The sequence below is a fragment of the Pantoea sp. Cy-640 genome (assembly GCF_011752635.1).
Taxonomy (GTDB): domain Bacteria; phylum Pseudomonadota; class Gammaproteobacteria; order Enterobacterales; family Enterobacteriaceae; genus Pantoea; species Pantoea dispersa.
On the sequence record NZ_VWXB01000001.1, the window covers coordinates 450511 to 470983 of the forward strand.

The 20473-nt window shown below is 59.2% G+C and carries 18 protein-coding genes; 5 read left to right on the plus strand and 13 right to left on the minus strand.

Annotated features, from left to right (window positions below; all coding sequences use genetic code 11):
• Window positions 1–27 precede the first annotated feature (27 nt).
• Both F3J36_RS02235 and dtpA read right to left on the minus strand, forming a co-directional pair.
• On the minus strand, window positions 28–936 hold the full coding sequence (locus F3J36_RS02235; RefSeq protein WP_058776276.1) for a LysR family transcriptional regulator: 909 nt from the start codon (window positions 934–936) through the stop codon (window positions 28–30).
• A gap of 122 nt (window positions 937–1058) precedes the next feature.
• Window positions 1059–2564 (minus strand): dipeptide/tripeptide permease DtpA, encoded by a 1506-nt coding sequence (dtpA, locus tag F3J36_RS02240; RefSeq protein ID WP_058757699.1) that lies wholly within the window; start codon window positions 2562–2564, stop codon window positions 1059–1061.
• A 664-nt stretch (window positions 2565–3228) separates the two neighbouring features.
• On the opposite strand from dtpA, the gene F3J36_RS02245 reads away from it, so the two are divergent.
• Window positions 3229–3915 (plus strand): CTP synthase, encoded by a 687-nt coding sequence (locus tag F3J36_RS02245; RefSeq protein WP_127834031.1) that lies wholly within the window; start codon window positions 3229–3231, stop codon window positions 3913–3915.
• A 45-nt stretch (window positions 3916–3960) separates the two neighbouring features.
• Here the strand turns inward: F3J36_RS02245 and nth are convergent, their stop codons facing one another.
• The 9 genes from nth to ydgT form a co-directional block, all read right to left on the minus strand.
• Window positions 3961–4593, minus strand: a complete 633-nt coding sequence (nth, locus tag F3J36_RS02250; RefSeq protein WP_021506194.1) for an endonuclease III — start codon at window positions 4591–4593, stop codon at window positions 3961–3963.
• On the minus strand, window positions 4590–5291 hold the full coding sequence (locus F3J36_RS02255) for an electron transport complex subunit E (protein ID WP_059011062.1): 702 nt from the start codon (window positions 5289–5291) through the stop codon (window positions 4590–4592). The genes nth and F3J36_RS02255 overlap by 4 nt, the downstream gene beginning before the upstream one ends.
• Window positions 5288–5920, minus strand: a complete 633-nt coding sequence (gene rsxG / locus F3J36_RS02260) for an electron transport complex subunit RsxG (RefSeq protein ID WP_031279157.1) — start codon at window positions 5918–5920, stop codon at window positions 5288–5290. The genes F3J36_RS02255 and rsxG overlap by 4 nt, the downstream gene beginning before the upstream one ends.
• A gap of 2 nt (window positions 5921–5922) precedes the next feature.
• Window positions 5923–6981 (minus strand): electron transport complex subunit RsxD, encoded by a 1059-nt coding sequence (gene rsxD, locus F3J36_RS02265; RefSeq protein ID WP_166718752.1) that lies wholly within the window; start codon window positions 6979–6981, stop codon window positions 5923–5925.
• A complete protein-coding gene (gene rsxC / locus F3J36_RS02270; RefSeq protein ID WP_166718753.1) occupies window positions 6982–9279 on the minus strand; it encodes an electron transport complex subunit RsxC in 2298 nt (765 codons plus the stop codon).
• Window positions 9272–9850 carry an electron transport complex subunit RsxB gene (gene rsxB, locus F3J36_RS02275; protein WP_021506189.1) on the minus strand — a complete coding sequence of 193 codons (579 nt, stop codon included), beginning with the start codon at window positions 9848–9850 and terminating at the stop codon, window positions 9272–9274. The genes rsxC and rsxB overlap by 8 nt, the downstream gene beginning before the upstream one ends.
• Window position 9851: 1 nt before the next feature.
• Window positions 9852–10433 carry an electron transport complex subunit RsxA gene (rsxA, locus tag F3J36_RS02280; protein ID WP_010618951.1) on the minus strand — a complete coding sequence of 194 codons (582 nt, stop codon included), beginning with the start codon at window positions 10431–10433 and terminating at the stop codon, window positions 9852–9854.
• Between the two features lie 123 nt (window positions 10434–10556).
• Window positions 10557–11000 carry a DUF2569 domain-containing protein gene (locus F3J36_RS02285; protein WP_058758460.1) on the minus strand — a complete coding sequence of 148 codons (444 nt, stop codon included), beginning with the start codon at window positions 10998–11000 and terminating at the stop codon, window positions 10557–10559.
• A 109-nt stretch (window positions 11001–11109) separates the two neighbouring features.
• Complete coding sequence (ydgT, locus tag F3J36_RS02290; RefSeq protein WP_010618950.1) at window positions 11110–11325, minus strand: transcription modulator YdgT; 216 nt, start codon at window positions 11323–11325, stop codon at window positions 11110–11112.
• A gap of 674 nt (window positions 11326–11999) precedes the next feature.
• Here ydgT and ytfQ point away from each other — a divergent pair.
• From ytfQ to yjfF, 4 genes are read left to right on the plus strand one after another with little or no spacing between them, the layout of a single operon-like run.
• The gene (gene ytfQ, locus F3J36_RS02295; RefSeq protein WP_021506185.1) at window positions 12000–12956 is read left to right on the plus strand and encodes a galactofuranose ABC transporter, galactofuranose-binding protein YtfQ; all 957 of its coding nucleotides are present in this window, start codon (window positions 12000–12002) and stop codon (window positions 12954–12956) included.
• A 54-nt stretch (window positions 12957–13010) separates the two neighbouring features.
• Entirely contained in the window at window positions 13011–14531 is a 1521-nt protein-coding gene (locus F3J36_RS02300) for a sugar ABC transporter ATP-binding protein (protein WP_166718754.1), read from the plus strand.
• Window positions 14524–15540 carry a galactofuranose ABC transporter, ATP-binding protein YtfT gene (ytfT, locus tag F3J36_RS02305; RefSeq protein ID WP_088515844.1) on the plus strand — a complete coding sequence of 339 codons (1017 nt, stop codon included), beginning with the start codon at window positions 14524–14526 and terminating at the stop codon, window positions 15538–15540. Before F3J36_RS02300 ends, ytfT begins: the two co-directional genes overlap by 8 nt.
• Entirely contained in the window at window positions 15537–16523 is a 987-nt protein-coding gene (gene yjfF / locus F3J36_RS02310; RefSeq protein ID WP_021506182.1) for a galactofuranose ABC transporter, permease protein YjfF, read from the plus strand. Before ytfT ends, yjfF begins: the two co-directional genes overlap by 4 nt.
• Window positions 16524–16955: 432 nt before the next feature.
• Here yjfF and araA read toward each other — a convergent pair whose 3' ends face one another.
• Both araA and F3J36_RS02320 read right to left on the minus strand, forming a co-directional pair.
• The gene (araA, locus tag F3J36_RS02315) at window positions 16956–18446 is read right to left on the minus strand and encodes an L-arabinose isomerase (RefSeq protein WP_166718755.1); all 1491 of its coding nucleotides are present in this window, start codon (window positions 18444–18446) and stop codon (window positions 16956–16958) included.
• Window positions 18447–18457: 11 nt separating this feature from the next.
• On the minus strand, window positions 18458–20143 hold the full coding sequence (locus F3J36_RS02320; protein WP_166718756.1) for a ribulokinase: 1686 nt from the start codon (window positions 20141–20143) through the stop codon (window positions 18458–18460).
• Window positions 20144–20473 lie beyond the last annotated feature (330 nt).

The following is a 20473-nucleotide window of genomic DNA, read 5'->3' on the forward strand; positions in this document are numbered from 1 at the left end:
GCCAGAAATTTTTACCAGTGACAGCGATCAGGAATTGCGGGCGGGCGCGGGAAATTCAGCGGCCGCCTGCAGTCGCGGCGGCAGTGCCGTGAGCGCGAAATCCCAGAAACAGCGTACCTTGGGCGCCATGTTTTTCACCCGCTGCGCCACCAGATGCACCGGCAGCGGTGCCGGCTCCCACTCGCTCAGCAGGCGGATCAGCGTGCCTGCCTGCAGTTCATCTATCACCTGATAAGACAACAGACGGCCAATGCCCTGGCCACTGCGCAATGCATCCAGCTGGCTGGCGATGTCATTGACGCGCAGACGTGGGGTGATACGCACGCGCAGGTCGTGCGCGAAGCGCCACTCACGGGTATGGCGTACGCCTGCCACCAGCGCATGCATGCTGAGCTCAGCCGGATGGGCCGGGATTCCGGCCTGGCGAAGGTAGTCCGGGCTGGCGACCAGCATCGAGCGTACGCTGCCGACGTTGCGCGCCACCATCGACGAATCCTGCAACTCGCCAATGCGCACCGCAATATCCAGCCCGTTTTCAATCAGGTCCTGATAGCTGTCGCTAAGGATCAGTTCGATTTGCATTTCCGGATGCTGTTGCAGAAAGGCATTAACCAGTGGCATCACGTGGCGACGACCACACATCACCGGGGCGGTGATGCGCAGCAGGCCGTGCAGTCCGCTGTGGTGGGCGCTGTCGAGCGCGCTCTGGTAATCGTTAAGCAAGCGCTGCGCCTGCTCAAACAGCTGCCAGCCGCTCTCGGTGGGAGCCAGCTGGCGCGTGGTGCGTTCAATCAGGGTGGTGCCGAAACGTGCTTCCAGCGCATTCAGCGTGCGGGTAATGACCGGCGGCGAACGCTGCAATACGCGCGCCGCGCCAGCCAGGCTGCCCTGCTGAATCACCGCAACAAACACCTGCAGCTCGTCAAATCTGTCCATGAGCCATTCCCGATCTCAGCCGTGCAAGGCGAGCATAAAAAGCGTGTTGCTTAAACTACAGCGGAAAGCGGGGGTTGTGAAGGGGGATAAAAAAAGCCGGGCTTAGCCCGGCTCAGAAACGATTACTGGTTGGCGCTGGCGCGCTTCAGTTCTGCCTGCGCATCATCCTGCGTCATGCGGTTGAGCAGCGGGGCGGTAATCAGCATCAGCAGGGCGATTACGCCAGTGGCGATACCAATCTGCTGGAACACCTGGCTATACACGGCCAGTGAGGCGTGAGGATCGGTGACGTTTTCCGGCACCGCCATCAGGTTCGCTACCTTACCGGCAATCATCGCGGCACCGGCGGTGGTGAGGAACCAGGAGCCCATAATAAAGCCCATCAGACGCTGTGGCACCAGCTGCGCCACCATCGCCAGGCCGAGACCGGAGATCATCAGCTCACCGATACTTTGCAGCGCATAGCTCAGAATCAGCCAGTTCACCGAAACGATACCCGCCTGGTTCGCGAATTTCGCGCCAAACGGCAGCACCAGGAACGCTGCAGAGCACAGCACCATGCCAATGGCAAACTTGTGCGGCATCGGCAGCTTATCGCCAAGCTTGTTATAGACTGCCGCCAGAATCGGGCTGGCCACCATGATCCAGAACGGATTGAGCGCCTGGAACTGTTCCGGCTCAAAGGTGATACCGAGAATCGCGTGCTCAACGTTACGGATGGCGAAGAAGTTCAGCGAGGTTGGCATCTGCATGTACAGCACGAAGAACACAATAGCTTCGACCATCAGCAGGAATGCAACGATCATTTTGCGGCGTGCCGCACCGTGCAGCGCAAAGGCTTCTTTGGCAAACACCAGCACGATACCGATCGCGATCACGCCCAGCGTCATGCGGGCAATGCTCTGATGATGCAGCAGCCAGGTGGCCAGTGCGATCAGCGCAACCACGCCGACAAGGGTCATCAGCAGCTTACCGACCTGCAGCGGTGCAAAGTCTGGTTTGGAGCCGTAATTCTTCACCAGGCGCTGGCAGAACAGGAAGTTCAGCAGGGTGATCACCAGGCCCACCACCGACAGCGAAAACGCCGCGCCCCAGCCATATTTGGCCGCCAGCCACGGAGTCAGCATCATGGAGAACAGCGAACCGATGTTGATCGACATGTAGAACATGGTGAAGGCACCGTCGATGCGCGGATCGTCTTTCTCGTAGCAGGTCGACAGCAGTGAAGAAGGGTTAGCCTTGAACAGCCCGCTACCCACGGCGATGGTCGCCATGCCGACATACACCATGGTGGTGTCATGACCGGAGAAGGCAATCATCGCATAGCCCAGCGCCAGCACAATGACGCCGAGAATAATCACGCGTTTGGTGCCGAGCACTTTGTCGCCCAGCCAGCCGCCAATGGCCACCAGGCCGTAAACCAGTGCGCTGAACGAGGTGAACAGGGTGATGGAGTCCGCTTCGGACATCCCCAGCTGTTTCACCAGATAGACCGCCATGATGGCTTGCAGACCGTAGTAGCCAAAACGCTCCCACAGTTCGATGGAGAAGATCAAATAGAACGCTTTCGGCTGACGGAAGGCGTTAAGGCTTACCGCCTCATCAGTGTGTTTGTTTGCAGTTGACACGTATACCTCAGTTTATACATCGCCTGTTTTACAACAGGAATTAAGTCTGCGTCGGGCTGGGTAATCCCGCGCAACATTGTTATTAGAAAGGAAAAACGGCGCCTAATTTGGCTGAATCAGGCCAACAGGGCAAGCATTTTCTGCACGCTGAAATACTTGTTACAGGCAGGGTTATAACCAGGATAATAACTTGTAAATCAGTGTTAAATATCACTGCGTGACATTATAGCAGGATAATTGTTCTTGTTGCAGATCGGTTGATGGTTTTTCCTGAGATAAACTGCTTTTCCTGCTCCGGGCAGGACATAATATTATCCAGACCATTTAGATGGATGAATCCCCTGATTTTTGCCGAAGAAGTAAGCGCAATTGTCTGATTGTTGAGCACAATAAGCGGCTGACAGTTCGCCGCAGGCTAATTTGTTGATCCTGCGCACAAAATTATCAATTAATTAGAAATGTAAAAAAAGAAAACGATTGCTGCTCTCCCGTTTGCCGACAATTTCACCACTTAATCGCGGCTTTCATTGTATAAGCTCTGCAACGCCCCCGGCGGCAGCGACCTGTTGCGCCAGGCAGGGGGAGGATCGATAGCCGATCGCCAGCCCTTAGACAGCCTGAAGAAATTGCTGTAACCTCGTTTTTTCCCTGCAAGGAACTCATCATGAAGCAGTCCGTTCGTGTCGCTCTCGTGGGCGATTACCGTGCCAGTGCTGTCGCGCACCAGGCTATTCCTCCCGCTGTTCAGCTTGCCGCAACCTCTCTCTCACTTAACGTAACCGCCGACTGGATCGCGACGCCGGAAATCGATCTGCCGCGTCTGCACGACTATGATGCCGTCTGGGTGGTGCCTGGCAGTCCCTTCCTGAATGATGCCGGCGTGTTCGACGTCATTCGCTGGGCGCGCGAAAGCGGTAAACCCTTTTTAGGCTCGTGCGCCGGCTTTCAGTATGCGGTGGTGGAGTACGCGCGCAACGTGCTGGGCTGGGAGGATGCTGGTCATGCCGAGACCGACCCTGACGCGCGCTGGGTGATTGCGCCACTGGCCTGCTCGCTGGTCGAGCAGCGCGGTGAGGTCACGTTTGAGCCGGGTTCGCGTATTGCTCAGGCCTACGGCGCGCTGCAGAGTAACGAAGGCTATCACTGCAACTTTGGCGTTAACGCTGAGTTCAGCGAGGCGCTGGCCACGCGCAATCTGCGTATTACCTCATGGGATCTGGAGGGGGATGTGCGCGGGGTAGAGCTGACCGATCATCCGTTCTTTGTCGCCACGCTGTTCCAGTCTGAACGCGCCGCGTTACAAAACCGGCTGTCACCGCTGGTGGTGGCGTGGCTGCAGGCGGCGCAATAACGGTTAATAAGCGATCTACGGCGCGCAGCGTCGCGCCGTTACCGATCAGTCGGTCTTTTCCGTGAACTCACACAAATCTTCAATCAGGCAGGAGCCGCAGCGCGGTTTACGCGCCACGCAGGTGTAGCGACCGTGCAGAATCAGCCAGTGATGGCAGTCAACCTTAAAGTCGGCCGGCACCACCTTGAGCAGCTTCTGCTCAACTTCCTCAACGTTTTTACCCGGCGCAAAGCGGGTGCGATTGCTGACGCGGAAAATGTGGGTATCCACGGCAATGGTGGGCCAGCCAAAGGCGGTATTGAGCACCACGTTGGCGGTTTTGCGCCCGACGCCGGGCAGGGCTTCCAGTGCCGCGCGGTCTTCCGGCACCACACCGCCGTGCTGCTCCAGCAGGATGCGGCAGGTTTTGATGACGTTTTCCGCTTTGCTGTTAAACAGGCCAATGGTCTTGATGTACTCTTTAACGCCTTCCACGCCGAGCGCCAGCATTGCCGCTGGCGTATTGGCCACCGGATAGAGTCGGGCGGTGGCTTTATTGACGCTGACATCGGTTGCCTGTGCCGACAACAGCACAGCGATCAGCAGCTCAAACGGTGAGCTGAAATTCAGTTCAGTGGTCGGATGAGGATTGGCGTCACGCAGCCGCGTGAGGATCTGCAGGCGTTTATCCTTATTCACACAGCCTTCCCGGTTTCGCCCTGCGGCGCGGCAGCAGTGGCGTCCAGCTGACGTGCGGCGCGCTGCTTCATTTTCTGATCGATCAGGTATTTGCCGGCCAGCAGCATACCGAGGCCGATAAACGCACCCGGCGGCAGCATCGCCAGCAGCATCGGTGAATCAAAATGCACCACTTCAATGCGCAGCGCTTTAGCCCATGGCCCCAGCAGCTGGTCAGCGCCATTGAACAGCGTGCCGTTACCAATCAGTTCACGAATCGAACCCAGCGTCACCATTGCGCAGGTAGCGCCCATGCCGATGGCAAAGCCATCCAGCGCGGAGAGGGGGATGCTGCTTTTCGATGCCACCGCTTCCGCACGTCCCACCACAATGCAGTTGGTGACGATCAGCGGGATAAAGATGCCCAGCGACTGATACAGGCCATAGGCATAGGCGTTGATCAGCATCTGCACGCAGCTCACCACCGAGGCGATGATCATCACGTAGATCGGAATACGAATTTCACCCGGCACCCAGCGGCGCGAAGCGGAAATCGCACTGTTGGTGATGGTCAGTACCAGCGTGGTCGCCAGTCCAAGGCCCAGTGCGTTAGTGGCGGTTGAAGTCACCGCCAGCAGCGGACAGAGCCCCAGCAGCTGCACCAGCGCCGAGTTGTTCTTCCACAGTCCGCCAATCAGTAAATTTTTCGCTTCACTCATGGTGCATCTCCACATTCAGGCAGCGAAGCGAGCTTCGCTGGCAGCGTTTCAATCAGCAGCGCCGTGCGTTTGGTGGCGTTGACCACCGCGCGCGGCGTGATGGTCGCGCCGGTAAACTGGTCAAATTCGCCACCGTCTTTTTTCACGGCAAAGGCTTTATCGTCGGCACCGTGCACCACTTTGCCGTTAAAACTGTTGATCCAGTCGGAAATTCGCAGCTCGATTTTATCACCCAGACCCGGCGTCTCATGATGTTCAATTACGCGTACGCCCAGCACTTTGCCGTGGAAATCGGCGCCGACCAGCATCTGTATCGCGCCAGAATAGCCGTCAGGGGCGGTGGTCTCAAGTGCGGCGGCCACCGGTTGATCCCCTTTGCGCGCCACATACAGATGATGCGGTTTGTCGTTGCCGAGCGCGCGGGCATCGGTCACCAGCAGACACTCCTGCTGAATATTGTTGTCGTACAAATCGGTGGGCACCACCTGGTCGAGCAGGTTTTTCTGCTGCAGCGCAGTCTGGTGATCGACCGTCGGTTTGGTGACGTAGTTGACCACCGCCGTCACGCCGGTGGTGATCACGGCAAACATGCCCAGCGTGAACGCGTTTTTACGAATGGTTTCGATCATCATCAATCCCTGCGATGTCCATACACGCGCGGCTGCGTGTAGTAGTCAATCAGCGGCACGCAGATGTTGGCGAGCAGCACCGCGAAGGCGACGCCATCCGGATAGCCACCGAAGCTGCGAATCAGCCACACCAGCAGGCCAATCAGCGCACCGTAAATCAGCCGGCCACGGTTGGTGGTAGAAGCGGTGACCGGATCGGTGGCAATAAAGAACGCACCGAGCATGGTCGCCCCGGAGAACAGATGCACCAGCGGCGAGTTCAGCGACTGCGGCGCGAACAGCCAGCCGAGCGTGGCGCACAGCGCCAGCGACAGCAGGAAGCTGAACGGGATATGCCAGCGAATGGCGTTCTTCGCCAGCAGCAGCATGCCGCCGAGCAGATAGCCGAGATTGACCCACTGCCAGCCGAGGCCGGCCAGTACGCCGCCGTAAATCGGCTGGGCCAGCAGCTGTTCGGCGCTGTGCCCGGCGCGCAGGCCGGTTTTAAAGGTATCGAGCGGCGTAGCCTGGCTCACGCCATCCACTCCCAGCTGCAACTGCTGCATGGTGTCACCGGCCAGCGTGTGGCCGGTAAAAATCATACTGAGTGAGTCCATCAGGCCAGGTTTGATCGCCTGCAGCACATCCGGCGGCAGCCAGCTGGTCATCTGCACCGGGAAGGAGATCAGCAGTACCACATAACCGACCATAGCCGGATTGAAAGGATTCTGGCCGAGGCCGCCGTACAGTTGCTTGGCGATAACCACGGCAAATACGGTACCGAGCACCACCAGCCACCACGGCGCCAGCGGCGGCAGGCTGATGCCCAGCAGCAGCGCCGTCAGCAGGGCAGAGTTATCCGCCAGCGTCGGCACTACCGGCGCGTGACGCAGGCGCAGAATTACGCCTTCAGTGATCCATGCGGTAGCGACCGCCATCAGCACCTGAATCAGGAAGCCGATGCCGAAGAAATACCACTGTGCCGCCATGCCGGGCAGCGCGGCCAGCACCACCAGCAGCATGATGTTGCCGGTGCTGCGGCGGTTATGGGTATAAGGCGAACTTGCAATACGAAAAGCCATTTAGTCCTCAGTCGTCGAAGGCTGCTGCTGCGCTTTACGCGCTTTGGCACGGGCGACCGCTGCGGCAATCGCCGCTTTGCGTGGGTCGGCGGAGTCAGGAGAGGCAGCGGCCTCCACTTCAGGGGATGCGGCGGGCGCGTCGGCAGTCTGCTGCGCTGCGGCCGCGGCTTTCTTCGCTTTGGCACGGGCAATCGCCGCTTCAACCGCCGCTTTGCGCGGATCGACCTCAGCCGCTGGCGTTTCCGCTGCCGGCTCAGCATCAGCCGGCGTCTGCGCGGCCGCAGCTTTCTTCGCTTTGGCACGGGCAATCGCCGCTTCGACCGCCGCTTTGCGCGGATCGACTTCAGCCGCTGGCGTTTCCGCTGCTGGCTCAGCATCAGCCGGCGTCTGCGCGGCCGCAGCTTTCTTCGCTTTGGCACGGGCGATAGCGGCTTCGACTGCGGCTTTGCGCGGATCGACCTCAGCCGCTGGCGCTGCTGCTGCCGGCTCAGCATCGGCCGGCGTCTGCGCCGCCGCAGCTTTCTTCGCTTTGGCACGGGCGATAGCCGCTTCAACCGCCGCTTTGCGCGGATCGCTATCTGCGGTCGTGGTGTCAGCGGCTGGCTGTGCCGGCGCGGCCACTTTTTTCGCTTTAGCACGCGCAATGGCGGCTTCCACGGCGGCCTTGCGCGGGTCAATGGCCTGGCGGCTTAGCGGTTCGGTTTCAGCCTGCTTCTCGGCCTGCTGTGCCAGCGCCTGCGCATGGCGCGCTTCGCGTTCTGCCGCTTCCTGTTCCGGCGTCTTTGCCTGACGCGCTTTCACGCGCACGGTTGCCGCTTCCAGCTCGGCTTTATCGCTGCGCGCAACCCGCTGTTTGGCCTGCTCGTGGCGCGCTTCCCGCGCCAGTTTTTCCCGCTCAAGGCGTGCCTGACGCGCTTCAAAGCGTGCTTTGGCTTCGGCGGTGCGTTTGGCCTCCAGATCGATGGCGCGCAGTTCGGCTTTTTCCTGGCGGTAATACTGCACCAGCGGAATATTGCTGGGACAGACATACGCACAGGCACCGCACTCAATGCAGTCATCAATGTGATGGGCGCGCGCTTTGTCATGATCGCCACCCTGGCTGTACCAGTACAGCTGCTGCGGCAGCAGTTTTGCCGGGCAGGCGTCAGCGCAGGCGCTGCAGCGGATGCAGGACTGTTCTTCCTGCGGTTGCCCCATCTCGCTGGCCGACGGTGCCAGAATACAGTTGGTGATCTTCACCACCGGCACGTTGAGGGACGGCAGGGTAAAGCCCATCAGCGGCCCGCCCATGATCACCATCTGGCGCGCGCCCGGCGTGAAACCAACCTGTTGCAACAGATGGCTTACCGGGGTACCGAGACGGCCCCAGACATTACGCGGCCGGGCAATGGCCTCGCCGGTCAGCGTCACCACGCGCTCCGTAATCGGTTCGCCATCGACAATGGCGCGCTTCACCGCCCAGGCAGTGCCGACGTTCTGCATCAGCACGCCAATGTCGGTGGAGCGTCCGCCGTGCGGCACTTCCCGCCCGGTGAGAATTTTGGTCAGCTGTTTGGCGCCGCCGGAAGGGTACTTGGTTGGGATCACCCGCAGCTGCAGCTCGCGGTCACCGGCCAGCGCCTGTTTCAGCGCGGCAATCGCCTCCGGCTTATTGTCTTCAATGCCAATCAGCACGCGCTCCGCCTGCAGCACCCAGGCGAGGATGCGGCAGCCCTCCAGCACTTCCGCCGCACAATCCTGCATCAGGCGATCGTCCGCCGTGATGTAAGGTTCGCACTCGGCGGCGTTGATGATCAGCGTGTTGACGCCGCGCAGTCCGCCGCGCAGTTTGGTGGCGGTCGGGAAGCCCGCGCCGCCGAGGCCTGCAATACCGGCTTCGTGGATGCGTTTCACTACCGCGTCCCGACCCAGCGCGCGATAGTCCGGCTGCGGATCGAGCGGCATCCAGCGGTCTTCGCCATCGGCGCGCAGGAAAACGCACAGCTCGGACAGGCCGGACGGGTGTGCGGTCATGTGTGGCGCGATGGCTTCAATGGTGCCGGAAGTGGGCGCGTGCACCGGCAGCATCCGGCCGCTGCCAAAGGTCAGCGGCTGGCCGCGCAGTACCTTATCGCCCGGCGCCACACAGATTTCGCCTTCGTGGCCGATATGCTGTTTCAACGGAATAATGAACTGTTCAGGCAGCGGGAGCTGGCTGAGCGGCGTGCCGCTGGACTGGGTTTTCATTTCCGGCGGGTGAATGCCGCCTTCGAAATCCCACAGCTTCTCTTTGCGCAGCAGCGATAACAGATTAAGCATGATGTTCTACCGGGATCACCCGTACAGGTATGGTGTCGAGATCCCACTTCCAGTTGGCCGTGGTGGTGGCAACCGGGCGCATCTCAATACAGTCGGTGGGACAGGGCGCGACGCACAGGTCGCAGCCGGTGCAGACATCGCTCAGCACGGTATGCATGGCGCGCGTGGCACCGACGATGGCATCAACCGGACAGGCCTGAATACATTTGGTGCAGCCAATGCAGTTGGCTTCGTCAATCCACGCCACGGTGCGAACCGGCGTCAGCACTTCCGCGCCGCCGTCCAGCGGCTGCGGTTCAACGTTGAGCAGTTCGGCCAGCTTCAGCATGGTCTGTTCGCCGCCCGGCGCACATTTGTTAATGGCTTCACCGTTATTGCCCACCGCATCGGCGTACGGACGGCAGCCGGGATAGCCACACTGGCCGCACTGGCTCTGCGGCAGAATCGCATCGATCTGCTCAACAATCGGGTCTTCTTCTACTTCAAAGCGGCGCGAGGCGTAGCCCAGCAGGGCACCAAACACCAGTGCCAGCGCCGCCAGAACAGCAATAGCAATCCAAATCGCGGTCATATCAGAATTTCACCAGACCGGTAAAGCCCATGAACGCCAGCGCCATCAGGCCAGCGGTGATCAGGGCAATGGAGTTTCCTTTGAACGGTGCCGGCACGTTGGCCAGCACCAGACGTTCACGCATGCCAGCGAACAGCACCATCACCAGCGAAAAGCCGAGTGACGCACTGAAGCCGTACAGCGCCGCCTGCAGGAACGTGTGGTTGAGGTTGACGCTCAGCAGCGGCACGCCCAGCACCGCGCAGTTGGTGGTGATCAGCGGCAAAAAGATACCGAGCAGGCGATACAGCGACGGGCTGGTTTTACGCACCACCATTTCGGTGAACTGCACCACTACCGCAATCACCAGGATATAGGCCATGGTACGCAGGTACACCAGATCAAGCGGCAGCAGAATCAGGTGATTCACCAGCCAGGCGCAAATCGACGCCAGCGTAATGACGAACGTGGTGGCAAGTCCCATGCCAATGGCCGTTTCCAGTTTTTTTGACACGCCCATAAAAGGGCAAAGGCCGAGGAATTTGACCAACACGAAGTTGTTCACCAGCACGGTGCCAATAAAGAGCAGTAAGTAATCGGTCATTTTTTAACCTGGGAAGCCGAAAGGCGTTTATTATCCGGAATTGAGAGGTGCATCTCAACCTTTGCGCGATTCGTGCGCTGGCTGAGAGCACTCAGAATTAAATTCCTGACGAAAAGAGCGTCATCAGGGCTGAATAAAGGTCTGTTTGACCCGCTGTGAGCGTTTGAAGTAGGGCACAAAGACTGCCGCCGAGAGCAGGGCCAGCAGCAATGTCTGGATCGCTTTCCCATCGGCCACCGGCGTAAAAGCGAAGGTTTTCAGCGCCAGCAATACGGTCATCAGCAGCCAGAGAATGTAGTGACGTGGCAGACGGCGCGAACGCTGACAAAAGATCCAGCACACCCAGATGCTGTACAGCCACACCGCGGCGGCGGTGAGTAAGGACACCAGCCACTGCGTCATTAAAATACTGGCGTGAGAAAACAGCGTGGTGCGCAGTTCCGTGTCAAACAGCGGCCGCAGATAGAGCGCCACCACCAGCGCGCTGGTCAGCATCGTCATAATCAGCCAGGCCAGCGGCAGCAGCAGCCAGCCGGCAATACGCGGCGGGTTTACCGATTCGGACATGTTATTCATCCTGATGTAAGAAATAAGACGAGGCAGAGCGTACCATGTCCAAACGGGTCACGCCCGATTCGGACAGCGCACCAGGGGCAGAAACAGAGATAAGCGCGCTTTACACCACGTAGCGCCAGACGGATTTCGGCACACAGCCGAGGTCATACAGACGGCCACCTGAGGCGAGTTCAGCACGGCGGTGATCGGCGGCGCGGTACATATTGATGATCTCGTTATCATCAGTGAGCGAATAATTGAGGTGATCGTAGAGTTTTTCCAGACTCTCAAGATTATTCACTTTACGAAATTTCAGCAGGTAATCGAGCGCAGTCATGATTGCCATAAAAGATAGAGAACGGGGAAGTGCTCAAGTATAGGGAGCACGCGGCCAGAGTCCAGACACCGCGGTTAAAAAAATTCAAAATTCAGACAACGTGCGCTAATTCGCTCATCAAAAGGGACTTTTTTACGCTTTTATCTTTTTTAACGCGCATTTTCCTGCGCGTCAGGCGCGTTTTTGGCCCCGTTAACCGGGGGCTGGTGAGAAAATTTAACAGCTGCCTTAAACGGTATTCCAGACGCTATTTTTCGCACTTTTGTTGCGCTTATTTTGAAACGCAGCAGGCGCCAAAAAGCGATTTATCTGTAACCGGTGACGCACAAGGGTGCAGCTGTGATGAAACGTCAAATCGCAAGTGTGCGAATTATCACAAAACAGAACATTGCCTGCCGCCCGCATGAATAACCATTCTTTACGTGTCCGTTGTAATCGTTTCCAGTGCCTGCGGTCATAACCGCTTCTGTTTATTACAGTTATTTAACCTCCGCTGACATAAAGTTCAGGCGTTTTGTCCATACGCTGAGTCAGCCATCTGACACGCTGATACGCGTAACTCCTTTAATTCATTCTGTTTTGTGAGGTGTGTCGCGCTTGTTTTAGCGCAATTGCGCCAGGCTTGAAGCGCGTTTGTACCCCTACAGCACACTCCCTTCAGAGGAATGAAAATTATGTGGAAACGTTTACTCTTGACCACCATGGTCAGCGCCGCACTCAGCACATCGGTTCTGGCTGCCGACATGACGGTGGGCTTCTCGCAGGTCGGTTCTGAATCCGGCTGGCGTTCAGCCGAAACCAACGTGGCAAAAAGTGAAGCGCAAAAGCGCGGTATCACCCTGAAAATTGCCGATGGTCAGCAGAAGCAGGAGAACCAGATCAAAGCGGTGCGCTCGTTTATCGCTCAGGGCGTTGACGCCATCTTTATCGCGCCAGTGGTCCAGACTGGCTGGGAACCGGTGCTGGAAGAGGCCAAAGACGCCAAAATCCCGGTGTTCCTGCTGGACCGCGCCATCGTGGTGAAAGATAAATCGCTGTACATGGCGGTGGTGACGGCCGACAACGTGCTGGAAGGCAAACTGATTGGTGACTGGCTGGTGAAAACCGTCGGTGACAAGCAGTGTAACGTGGTGGAACTGCAGGGTACCGTTGGTGCCAGCGTGGCGATCGACCGTAAGAAAGGCTTTGCCGAAGCCATCGCCGGCCACAACAACATCAAAGTGATTCGCTCGCAGTCCGGTGACTTTACCCGCAGTAAGGGTAAAGAGGTGATGGAGAGCTTCATCAAAGCCGAGAACAACGGCAAAAACATCTGCATGGTGTATGCGCATAACGACGACATGGCGATCGGCGCCATCCAGGCGATTAAAGAAGCCGGCCTGAAACCGGGCAAAGATATTCTTACCGGTTCGATTGATGGCGTGCCGGATATCTATAAAGCGATGCTGGCCGGCGAGGCCAACGCCAACGTTGAGCTGACGCCGGACATGGCCGGCCCGGCGTTTGACGCGCTGGAGAAATTCAAAAAAGACGGCACGCTGCCGCCGAAAATCATCAAAACCGAATCAAAACTGTTCTTACCGGCTGACGCTCAGGCGGAGCTGGATAAGAAAAAAGGCATGGGTTACTGATCCCCGCAACCGCCCTTCGGGGCGGTTTTTATGACGTAAGCGAGGCAGAATCTGATGAGCAGCTACGATGAAACACCCCTGCTGAGCCTCAACGGCATCAGCAAAGGCTTTCCCGGCGTCAAAGCGCTGGATAACGTGTCGTTCAGCATCCGCAAGGGCGAAATTATGGCGCTGCTGGGTGAGAACGGCGCGGGAAAATCGACCCTGATTAAAGTGCTGACCGGTGTCTACACGCGGGATGCCGGCACCATCACCCTCAACGGCGCGGTGATTGCGCCGCACAGTACCGCCGATGCGCAGCAGATGGGCATTGGTACCGTTTATCAGGAAGTGAATCTGCTGCCGAATATGTCGGTGGCGGATAACCTCTATATTGGCCGCGAGCCGCGCCGCTTCGGCATGATCGATCGCAAGCGCATGGTGCGCGACGCCGATGCGCTGATGCGCAACTACGGCTTCGCGCTGGATGTGACGCGTCCGCTCGGTCACTACTCGGTGGCGATGCAGCAGATCATTGCGATCTGCCGCGCAGTCGATCTCTCCGCGCAGGTACTGATTCTGGATGAACCAACTGCCAGCCTCGATGCCAGCGAAGTAGAGATGCTGTTTACCCTGATGGCGCAGCTGAAAGCCAAAGGCATGAGCCTGATTTTCGTCACCCACTTTCTCGATCAGGTATACCGTATTACCGACCGGATTACCGTACTGCGCAACGGCCAGTTTATCGCCACGCGGGACACCGCCTCGCTGCCGCAGATTGAGCTGATTAAGCTGATGCTGGGGCGAGAGCTGCTGGAAACCGCACTGCAGCGCCAGGGCAGTACGTTACGCAGCAATCAGCCGGTGGTGTCGTTTGAGTATTACGGCAAGAAAGGCACCATTGAACCGTTCAGCCTGCAGGTACGGCCGGGCGAAGTGGTGGGGCTGGCCGGACTGCTCGGCTCCGGGCGCACTGAGACCGCCGAGGTGCTGTTTGGTATCCGCCGTGCCGATCGTGGTACCGCCACCATCAAAGGCAAAGTGCAGCACATCCGCACGCCGGCCAAAGCCTCGCGTCTCGGCATGGGCTTCTGCCCGGAAGATCGTAAAACTGACGGCATCATCGGCGCGGCCTCGGTGCGGGAAAACATCATTCTGGCGCTGCAGGCGCAGCGTGGCTGGCTGCGGCCGATCAAACGCCGTGAGCAGCAGGCGATAGCCGAGCGTTTTATCAAGAGCCTGGGTATTCGCACGCCGCACGCCGACCAGCCGGTGGAGCTGCTGTCGGGTGGCAACCAGCAGAAGGTGCTGCTGTCACGCTGGCTGGTGACTAAACCACAGTTTCTGATTCTGGATGAGCCGACGCGCGGTATCGACGTAGGCGCCCACGCCGAGATCATTCGGCTGATTGAATCCCTGTGCGCCGACGGACTGGCGCTGCTGGTCATCTCCTCTGAACTGGAAGAGCTGGTGGGCTATGCCGATCGCGTGCTGATCATGCGCGATCTGAAGCAGGTCGCCGAAATTCCGCTGGAGCAGCTGTCTGTGGCGTCGATCGTCAACGCCATCGCGGACGGAGGAGCACAACATGCTTGAATCGCCTATGACACACGAAAAACCGGAACGGCGGAAGCCGAAGCTGCCGCCGGGCATGCCGCAGATCGTCGCGCTGATTCTGGTGCTGCTGATCGACAGCCTGGTGGCGAATAACTTTTTTGCTATTCACATTCAGGATGGCCGGCTGTTCGGCAGCCCGATTGATATTCTCAACCGCGCCGCACCGGTGGCGCTGCTGGCGATTGGTATGACGCTGGTGATCGCCACCGGCGGGATCGATCTGTCGGTGGGTGCGGTGATGGCAATTGCCGGCGCGACGGCGGCGACGCTGACGGTGGCGGGGCACAGCCTGAGTTTTATTATTCTGGCCACGCTCGGTACCGGGCTGCTGTGCGGCCTGTGGAACGGCGTGCTGGTGGCCCTGCTGAAGATTCAGCCGTTTGTCGCCACGCTGATTCTGATGGTGGCCGGGCGCGGCATCGCGCAGCTGATCACCCAGGGACAGATCGTCACCTTTAACAGTGACAGCCTCGCGTGGTTTGGCAGCGGTTCGCTGTGGCTGCTGCCGGTACCGGTGTGGATTACCCTGCTGGTGGCCGCGGCGGTGTGGCTGCTGACGCGCAAAACCGCGCTTGGCCTGTTCATCGAAGCGGTAGGCATCAACCTGCGTGCGGCGCGCAATGCCGGGGTGACCGGCTGGCTGGTGGTAATGTCCACCTACGCCATCAGCGGCGTGTGTGCGGCGGTAGCCGGGCTGATTGTCGCCGCCGATATTCGCGGTGCCGATGCCAATAATGCCGGGTTGTGGCTGGAGCTGGACGCCATTCTGGCGGTGGTGATTGGTGGCGCCTCGCTGATGGGCGGGCGTTTTAACCTGGTGCTGTCGCTGGTTGGCGCGCTGATCATCCAGTCAATGAATACCGGAATACTGCTGTCAGGTTTTCCGCCGGAGCTGAACCAGGTGGTGAAAGCGGTGGTGGTGATGTGCGTTCTGCTGCTGCAGTCGCCGCGCTTTATCGCCATGCTGAAGGGGAGACGTAAACCATGATCAAGCGTCATTTACCGTTAATGATTACCCTGCTGGTGTTTGTCGCGGGTTACCTGTTCTGCCTCAGCCAGTTTCCCGGCTTTGCCTCAACGCGGGTGATTTGCAACATCCTCACGGATAATGCGTTTCTCGGCATCATCGCCGTCGGCATGACGTTTGTGATTTTGTCCGGCGGCATCGATCTGTCCGTTGGCGCGGTGATCGCCTTCACCGGCGTGTTCCTGGCGCGCATCATCGGCGACTACCATGTCGATCCGCTGCTGGCCTTTGCCCTGATTCTGGCGGCAGGCGCACTGTTTGGTGCCATGATGGGCTGGCTGATTGATGCGTTAAAAATCCCGGCCTTTATCATCACGCTCGCCGGGATGTTTTTCCTGCGCGGCTGCAGCTATCTGGTGTCGGAGAACTCGATTCCTATCGATCATCCGCTGTATACCACGCTGTCGAGCCTGGCGTGGAAAATTCCCGGCGGCGGACGTCTCAGCCTGCTGGCGGTGATTATGCTGGTAGTGGTGGCGGGGGGCATTCTGCTGGCGCACCGTACGCGCTTCGGTAATCAGGTGTACGCCATTGGTGGCAATCTGACGTCGGCTCAGCTGATGGGCGTGTCAACGCGTGCCACCACGATTAAGATTTATATGCTGTCGACCACGCTGGCGACCCTGGCAGGCATCGTATTTTCCATTTACACCTCGGCCGGCTACGCGCTGGCCGGGCTGGGCGTCGAGCTGGATGCCATCGCTTCGGTGGTGATTGGCGGCACGCTGCTGTCGGGGGGCGTCGGTACGGTGCTGGGCACGCTGTTCGGGGTGCTGATTCAGGGGTTGATTCAGACATGGATTAACTTCGACGGCACGCTGAGTTCGTGGTGGACCAAAATCGCCATCGGTATTCTGCTGTTTGCCTTTATTGCGCTGCAGCGTCTGCTGACGGTGATGTGGGACCGCCAGCAGAACGCGCCGGTTAAGCGTTTAACGTCTTAGTCGTGATCGCATGTGTGTTAAGAGGTGCGCAAACTGGCGCACCTTTTTTTATGCCCTGATTCGTGGATGTTTAGTGGGGTTGCTGTTAATTGGGTGCCCGGCCCCATCAAGGCCAGCCCGATCGCAAAGAAACCCCGCATCCATGCCGATCGGCCGCGCCATCCCTGGCGCGGACGCTTTGCTATTCGGGCTGGTCTTGATGGGGCAAGTGAGATTGTCATTGCTGTAGTCAGTACGACGCTTGATGGCTGATGCAAATTCGGCTCCGGTAAAAGCGCAACCAACCTGCATTAAGGAAACCAGGGCGGCCGGGGCGACAGGGAGGTATTCACGCCGGCTTTACGTAACGCCTGCCTTTGTTGACTGGACCGCACGTTTTAAGCCAAAAAAAAGCCGCGATACACTCGCGGCTTGCTTCAACATTCCAGACTATTAACGTTTCAGGCGGTAGTACGCGTCGTTCCAGCGCAGCGCATCTTTGAAGGCCGGCAGGCGCGTCTCGTCATCAATCACCAGCACTTCGATGCCGTGCAGTTCGCCGTACAGGTACATGTCCTCAACATCCAGCGCCTGGCTGAACACCGTATGGTGTGCGCCGCCCGCCAGGATCCACGCTTCAGAAGCGGTGGCCAGCGACGGCTGTGCGCGCCACAGCGCACGTGCCACCGGCAGCTTCGGCAGCGCCTGCGGCTGTTCAATGGTATCGACCACGTTGACCAGCAGACGGAAGCGGTCGCCCATGTCGATCACGCTGGCGTTCACCGCGCGACCCGCCGGCGTCGAGAAAATCAGACGCGCCGGATCGGCTTTACCGCCAATGCCGAGGAACTGCACATCAATCAGCGGCTTCTCCTCTTTGGCGATCGACGGGCACACTTCCAGCATGTGCGAGCCCAGTACCAGCTCGTTGCCCGGCGCGAAGTGGTAGGTGTAATCCTCCATAAACGAGGTACCACCGGCGCGCGTGCCGGCCTGCACTTTCAGGATGTGCAGCAGCGCGGCGGTTTTCCAGTCGCCTTCACCGGCGAAACCGTAGCCCTGAGCCATCAGGCGCTGAACCGCCAGACCGGGCAGCTGGGTCATACCGTGCAGCGTCTGGAAATTGGTGGTAAAGGCTTTACAGCCTTCGCTATCGAGGAAGCGCTTCAGGCCCAGCTCAATGCGTGCGGCATCCAGCACATTCTGCCGCTTGTCGCCGTTTACAGACGCCGCCGCGCTGAACAGATACTGGCTCTCATATTCGTCGACCAGCGCGTTGACATCACCGTCGCTGACGCTGTTCACCACCTCAACCAGATCGCCGACGCCCCAGCCGTTAACCGCATAGCCAAACTGAATCTGCGCTGCCACTTTATCGCCTTCGGTGACCGCCACTTCGCGCATATTGTCACCGAAGCGCGCCACCTTCAGCTGCTGGCTGGCCTGCTTCGCCAGGGCGGCATTGATCCAGCGCGCAATACGCTGCTGGCTGGTTTTATCCTGCCAGTGACCGGTCACCACACTGTGCTGCAGACCCATGCGCGCGCCAATGAAGCCGAACTCACGGCCGCCGTGCGCGGTCTGGTTCAGGTTCATGAAGTCCATGTCCATGCTGTCCCACGGAATTTCCGCATTGAACTGGGTGTGAAACTGCAGCAGCGGCTTATGCAAAATACTCAGTCCGCCAATCCACATTTTTGCCGGCGAAAAGGTGTGCAGCCAGGTAATGATACCGACGCATTGGCTGTCGTGATTGGCCTCGCGGCACAGCGCCAGCGCTTCATCTGGTGATTTCACCAGCGGCTTCAGCTCAAGCGGCACCGGCAGCGTACCGGCCTGGTTCAGGCCGTCCATCACCTCGCGCGCATGCTGCTCAACCTGGCGCAGGGTTTCCGCTCCGTAGAGATGCTGTGTACCAATCACAAACCAGACTTTCTGTTCCATTCATCGCTCCTTTACTTAGCGGATGCGGCGCGCGCGGCGTACTGCGGTTCAGCCGCCTGGCACCAGTGTTGATAACGTTGATAAAGCTGCTGATAAGTCGCCACGCGCGCGCTGTCCGGCTGCAGGGTGACGGCAATCGGACTGGCCATCACTCGCTGCGCCGCCGGCACATCGGGGTAAACGCCGGCGGCAACGGCGGCAAAAATTGCCGCGCCCAGCGCGCAGCACTCATCGGAAGCGACAATATCCAGCGGCCGGTTCATCACATCGCAGCAGGCCTGCATGATGGCAGGGGATTTGCGCGCAATGCCACCGAGCGTCAGGATGTTCTGCACCGGAATCTGCTGCTGCTCGAAGCACTCCATGATGGCGCGCGCGCCAAAGGCGGTGGCGGCAATCAGGCCGCCGAACAGCGCCGGCGCATCGGTGCCGAGGTTGAGGTCGGTAATCACGCCTTTCAGGCGCTGGTTGGCGTCCGGCGTGCGGCGACCGTTAAACCAGTCCAGCACCACCGGCAGGTGATCGAGTTGCGGATTTGCCGCCCAGGCGTCGGTCAGCTGGCGGATCAAATCCTGCTGCAGCGCGGCCAGCTGCGGCTGTAACTCAGGATGGCGCTGCGCCGCCTGCTGCAAAGGCCAGCCGAGCAGGCGACTGAACCAGGCATAGATGTCGCCGAACGCCGATTGCCCGGCTTCACAGCCGATGGCGCCCGGCATTACGCTGCCGTCGACCTGACCGCAGATGCCTTTGATCGCGCGATCGCCCACCTGTTCGCTGTCGGCGATCAGGATGTCGCAGGTCGAGGTGCCGATGACTTTCACCAGCGTGTACGGCTGTGCGCCCGCGCCAACCGCGCCCATGTGGCAGTCAAAGGCGCCACCGGACAGCACCACCTGTTCTGACAGGCCAAGACGCTGCGCCCATTCGCCCGACAGCGTGCCGACCGGCACATCGGCGGTAAAGGTATCGCTGAACAGCGGCGAATCGAGCTGTTCCACCAGCATGGGGTCGAGCGCGCGAAAGAACGCCGCCGGCGGTAAACCCTGCCACTCCGGATGCCACAATGATTTGTGCCCGGCAGCACAGCGTCCGCGCCGCAGTTCGGCCGGTGCGGTGGTGCCGCTCAGCAGCGCGGGCACCCAGTCGCACAGTTCTACCCACGAAACCGCCGCCTCACGCACCGCGGCATCGGCACGCGACACGTGCAAAATTTTGGCCCAGAACCATTCGGAGGAGTAAACGCCGCCGATGTAGCGGGTATAGTCGGTGAACTGGCCGCTGCGGCACAGGCGGTTGATCTCTTCGGCTTCTTCTATGGCGGTGTGATCTTTCCACAGCACAAACATGGCGTTGGGATTGCTGGCGAATTCCGGACGCAGCGCGAGGACGTTGCCGTCGCGATCGATGGGGGCCGGCGTCGAGCCGGTAGAATCGACGCCAATACCCACCACCGCGGCGCGCTGCGCCGGACTTAACGCCTGCACCACGCTGACGATCGCCTGTTCCAGCGCATCAATATAATCCTGAGGATGATGACGAAAGCGGTTGGCGTGTGCATCGCAGAATTCACCCTTTGCCCAGCGCGGATAGTTGACCACCGCCTTTTCCAGCTCTTTACCGCTGTGGCACTCCACGGCCAGCGCCCGTACCGAGTCACTGCCGAAATCCAGCCCAATTGTTATGGCACCCGCGCTCATCGGGATTCTCCTGTGTGAGTTGTCTCGCTCTATCCTGGAATGGGGCGCGGGCGGCGGTTAGTCATCAGCGGCTGAGAATATGCACTTTTCTGTCATCGGCGGGGTTGTGTGATCGACAGCAAAAGTTAATGTCCGGTTAATTTTGCTGAATATATGGAGGATTTAGTCATCGTTTTGGGATGTGATACCGCTCTACATTTTTCCGCGCTTTTCCCGCTACAACTAGCCCAGCGTTTGCACAGCCTTTGTACAACCTTTGAGCTAACGCGCTGATTTTGCGCTGTACCCGAACGTGAAATCTGATTGGTAGCGTTTACACCGATTCGTTGA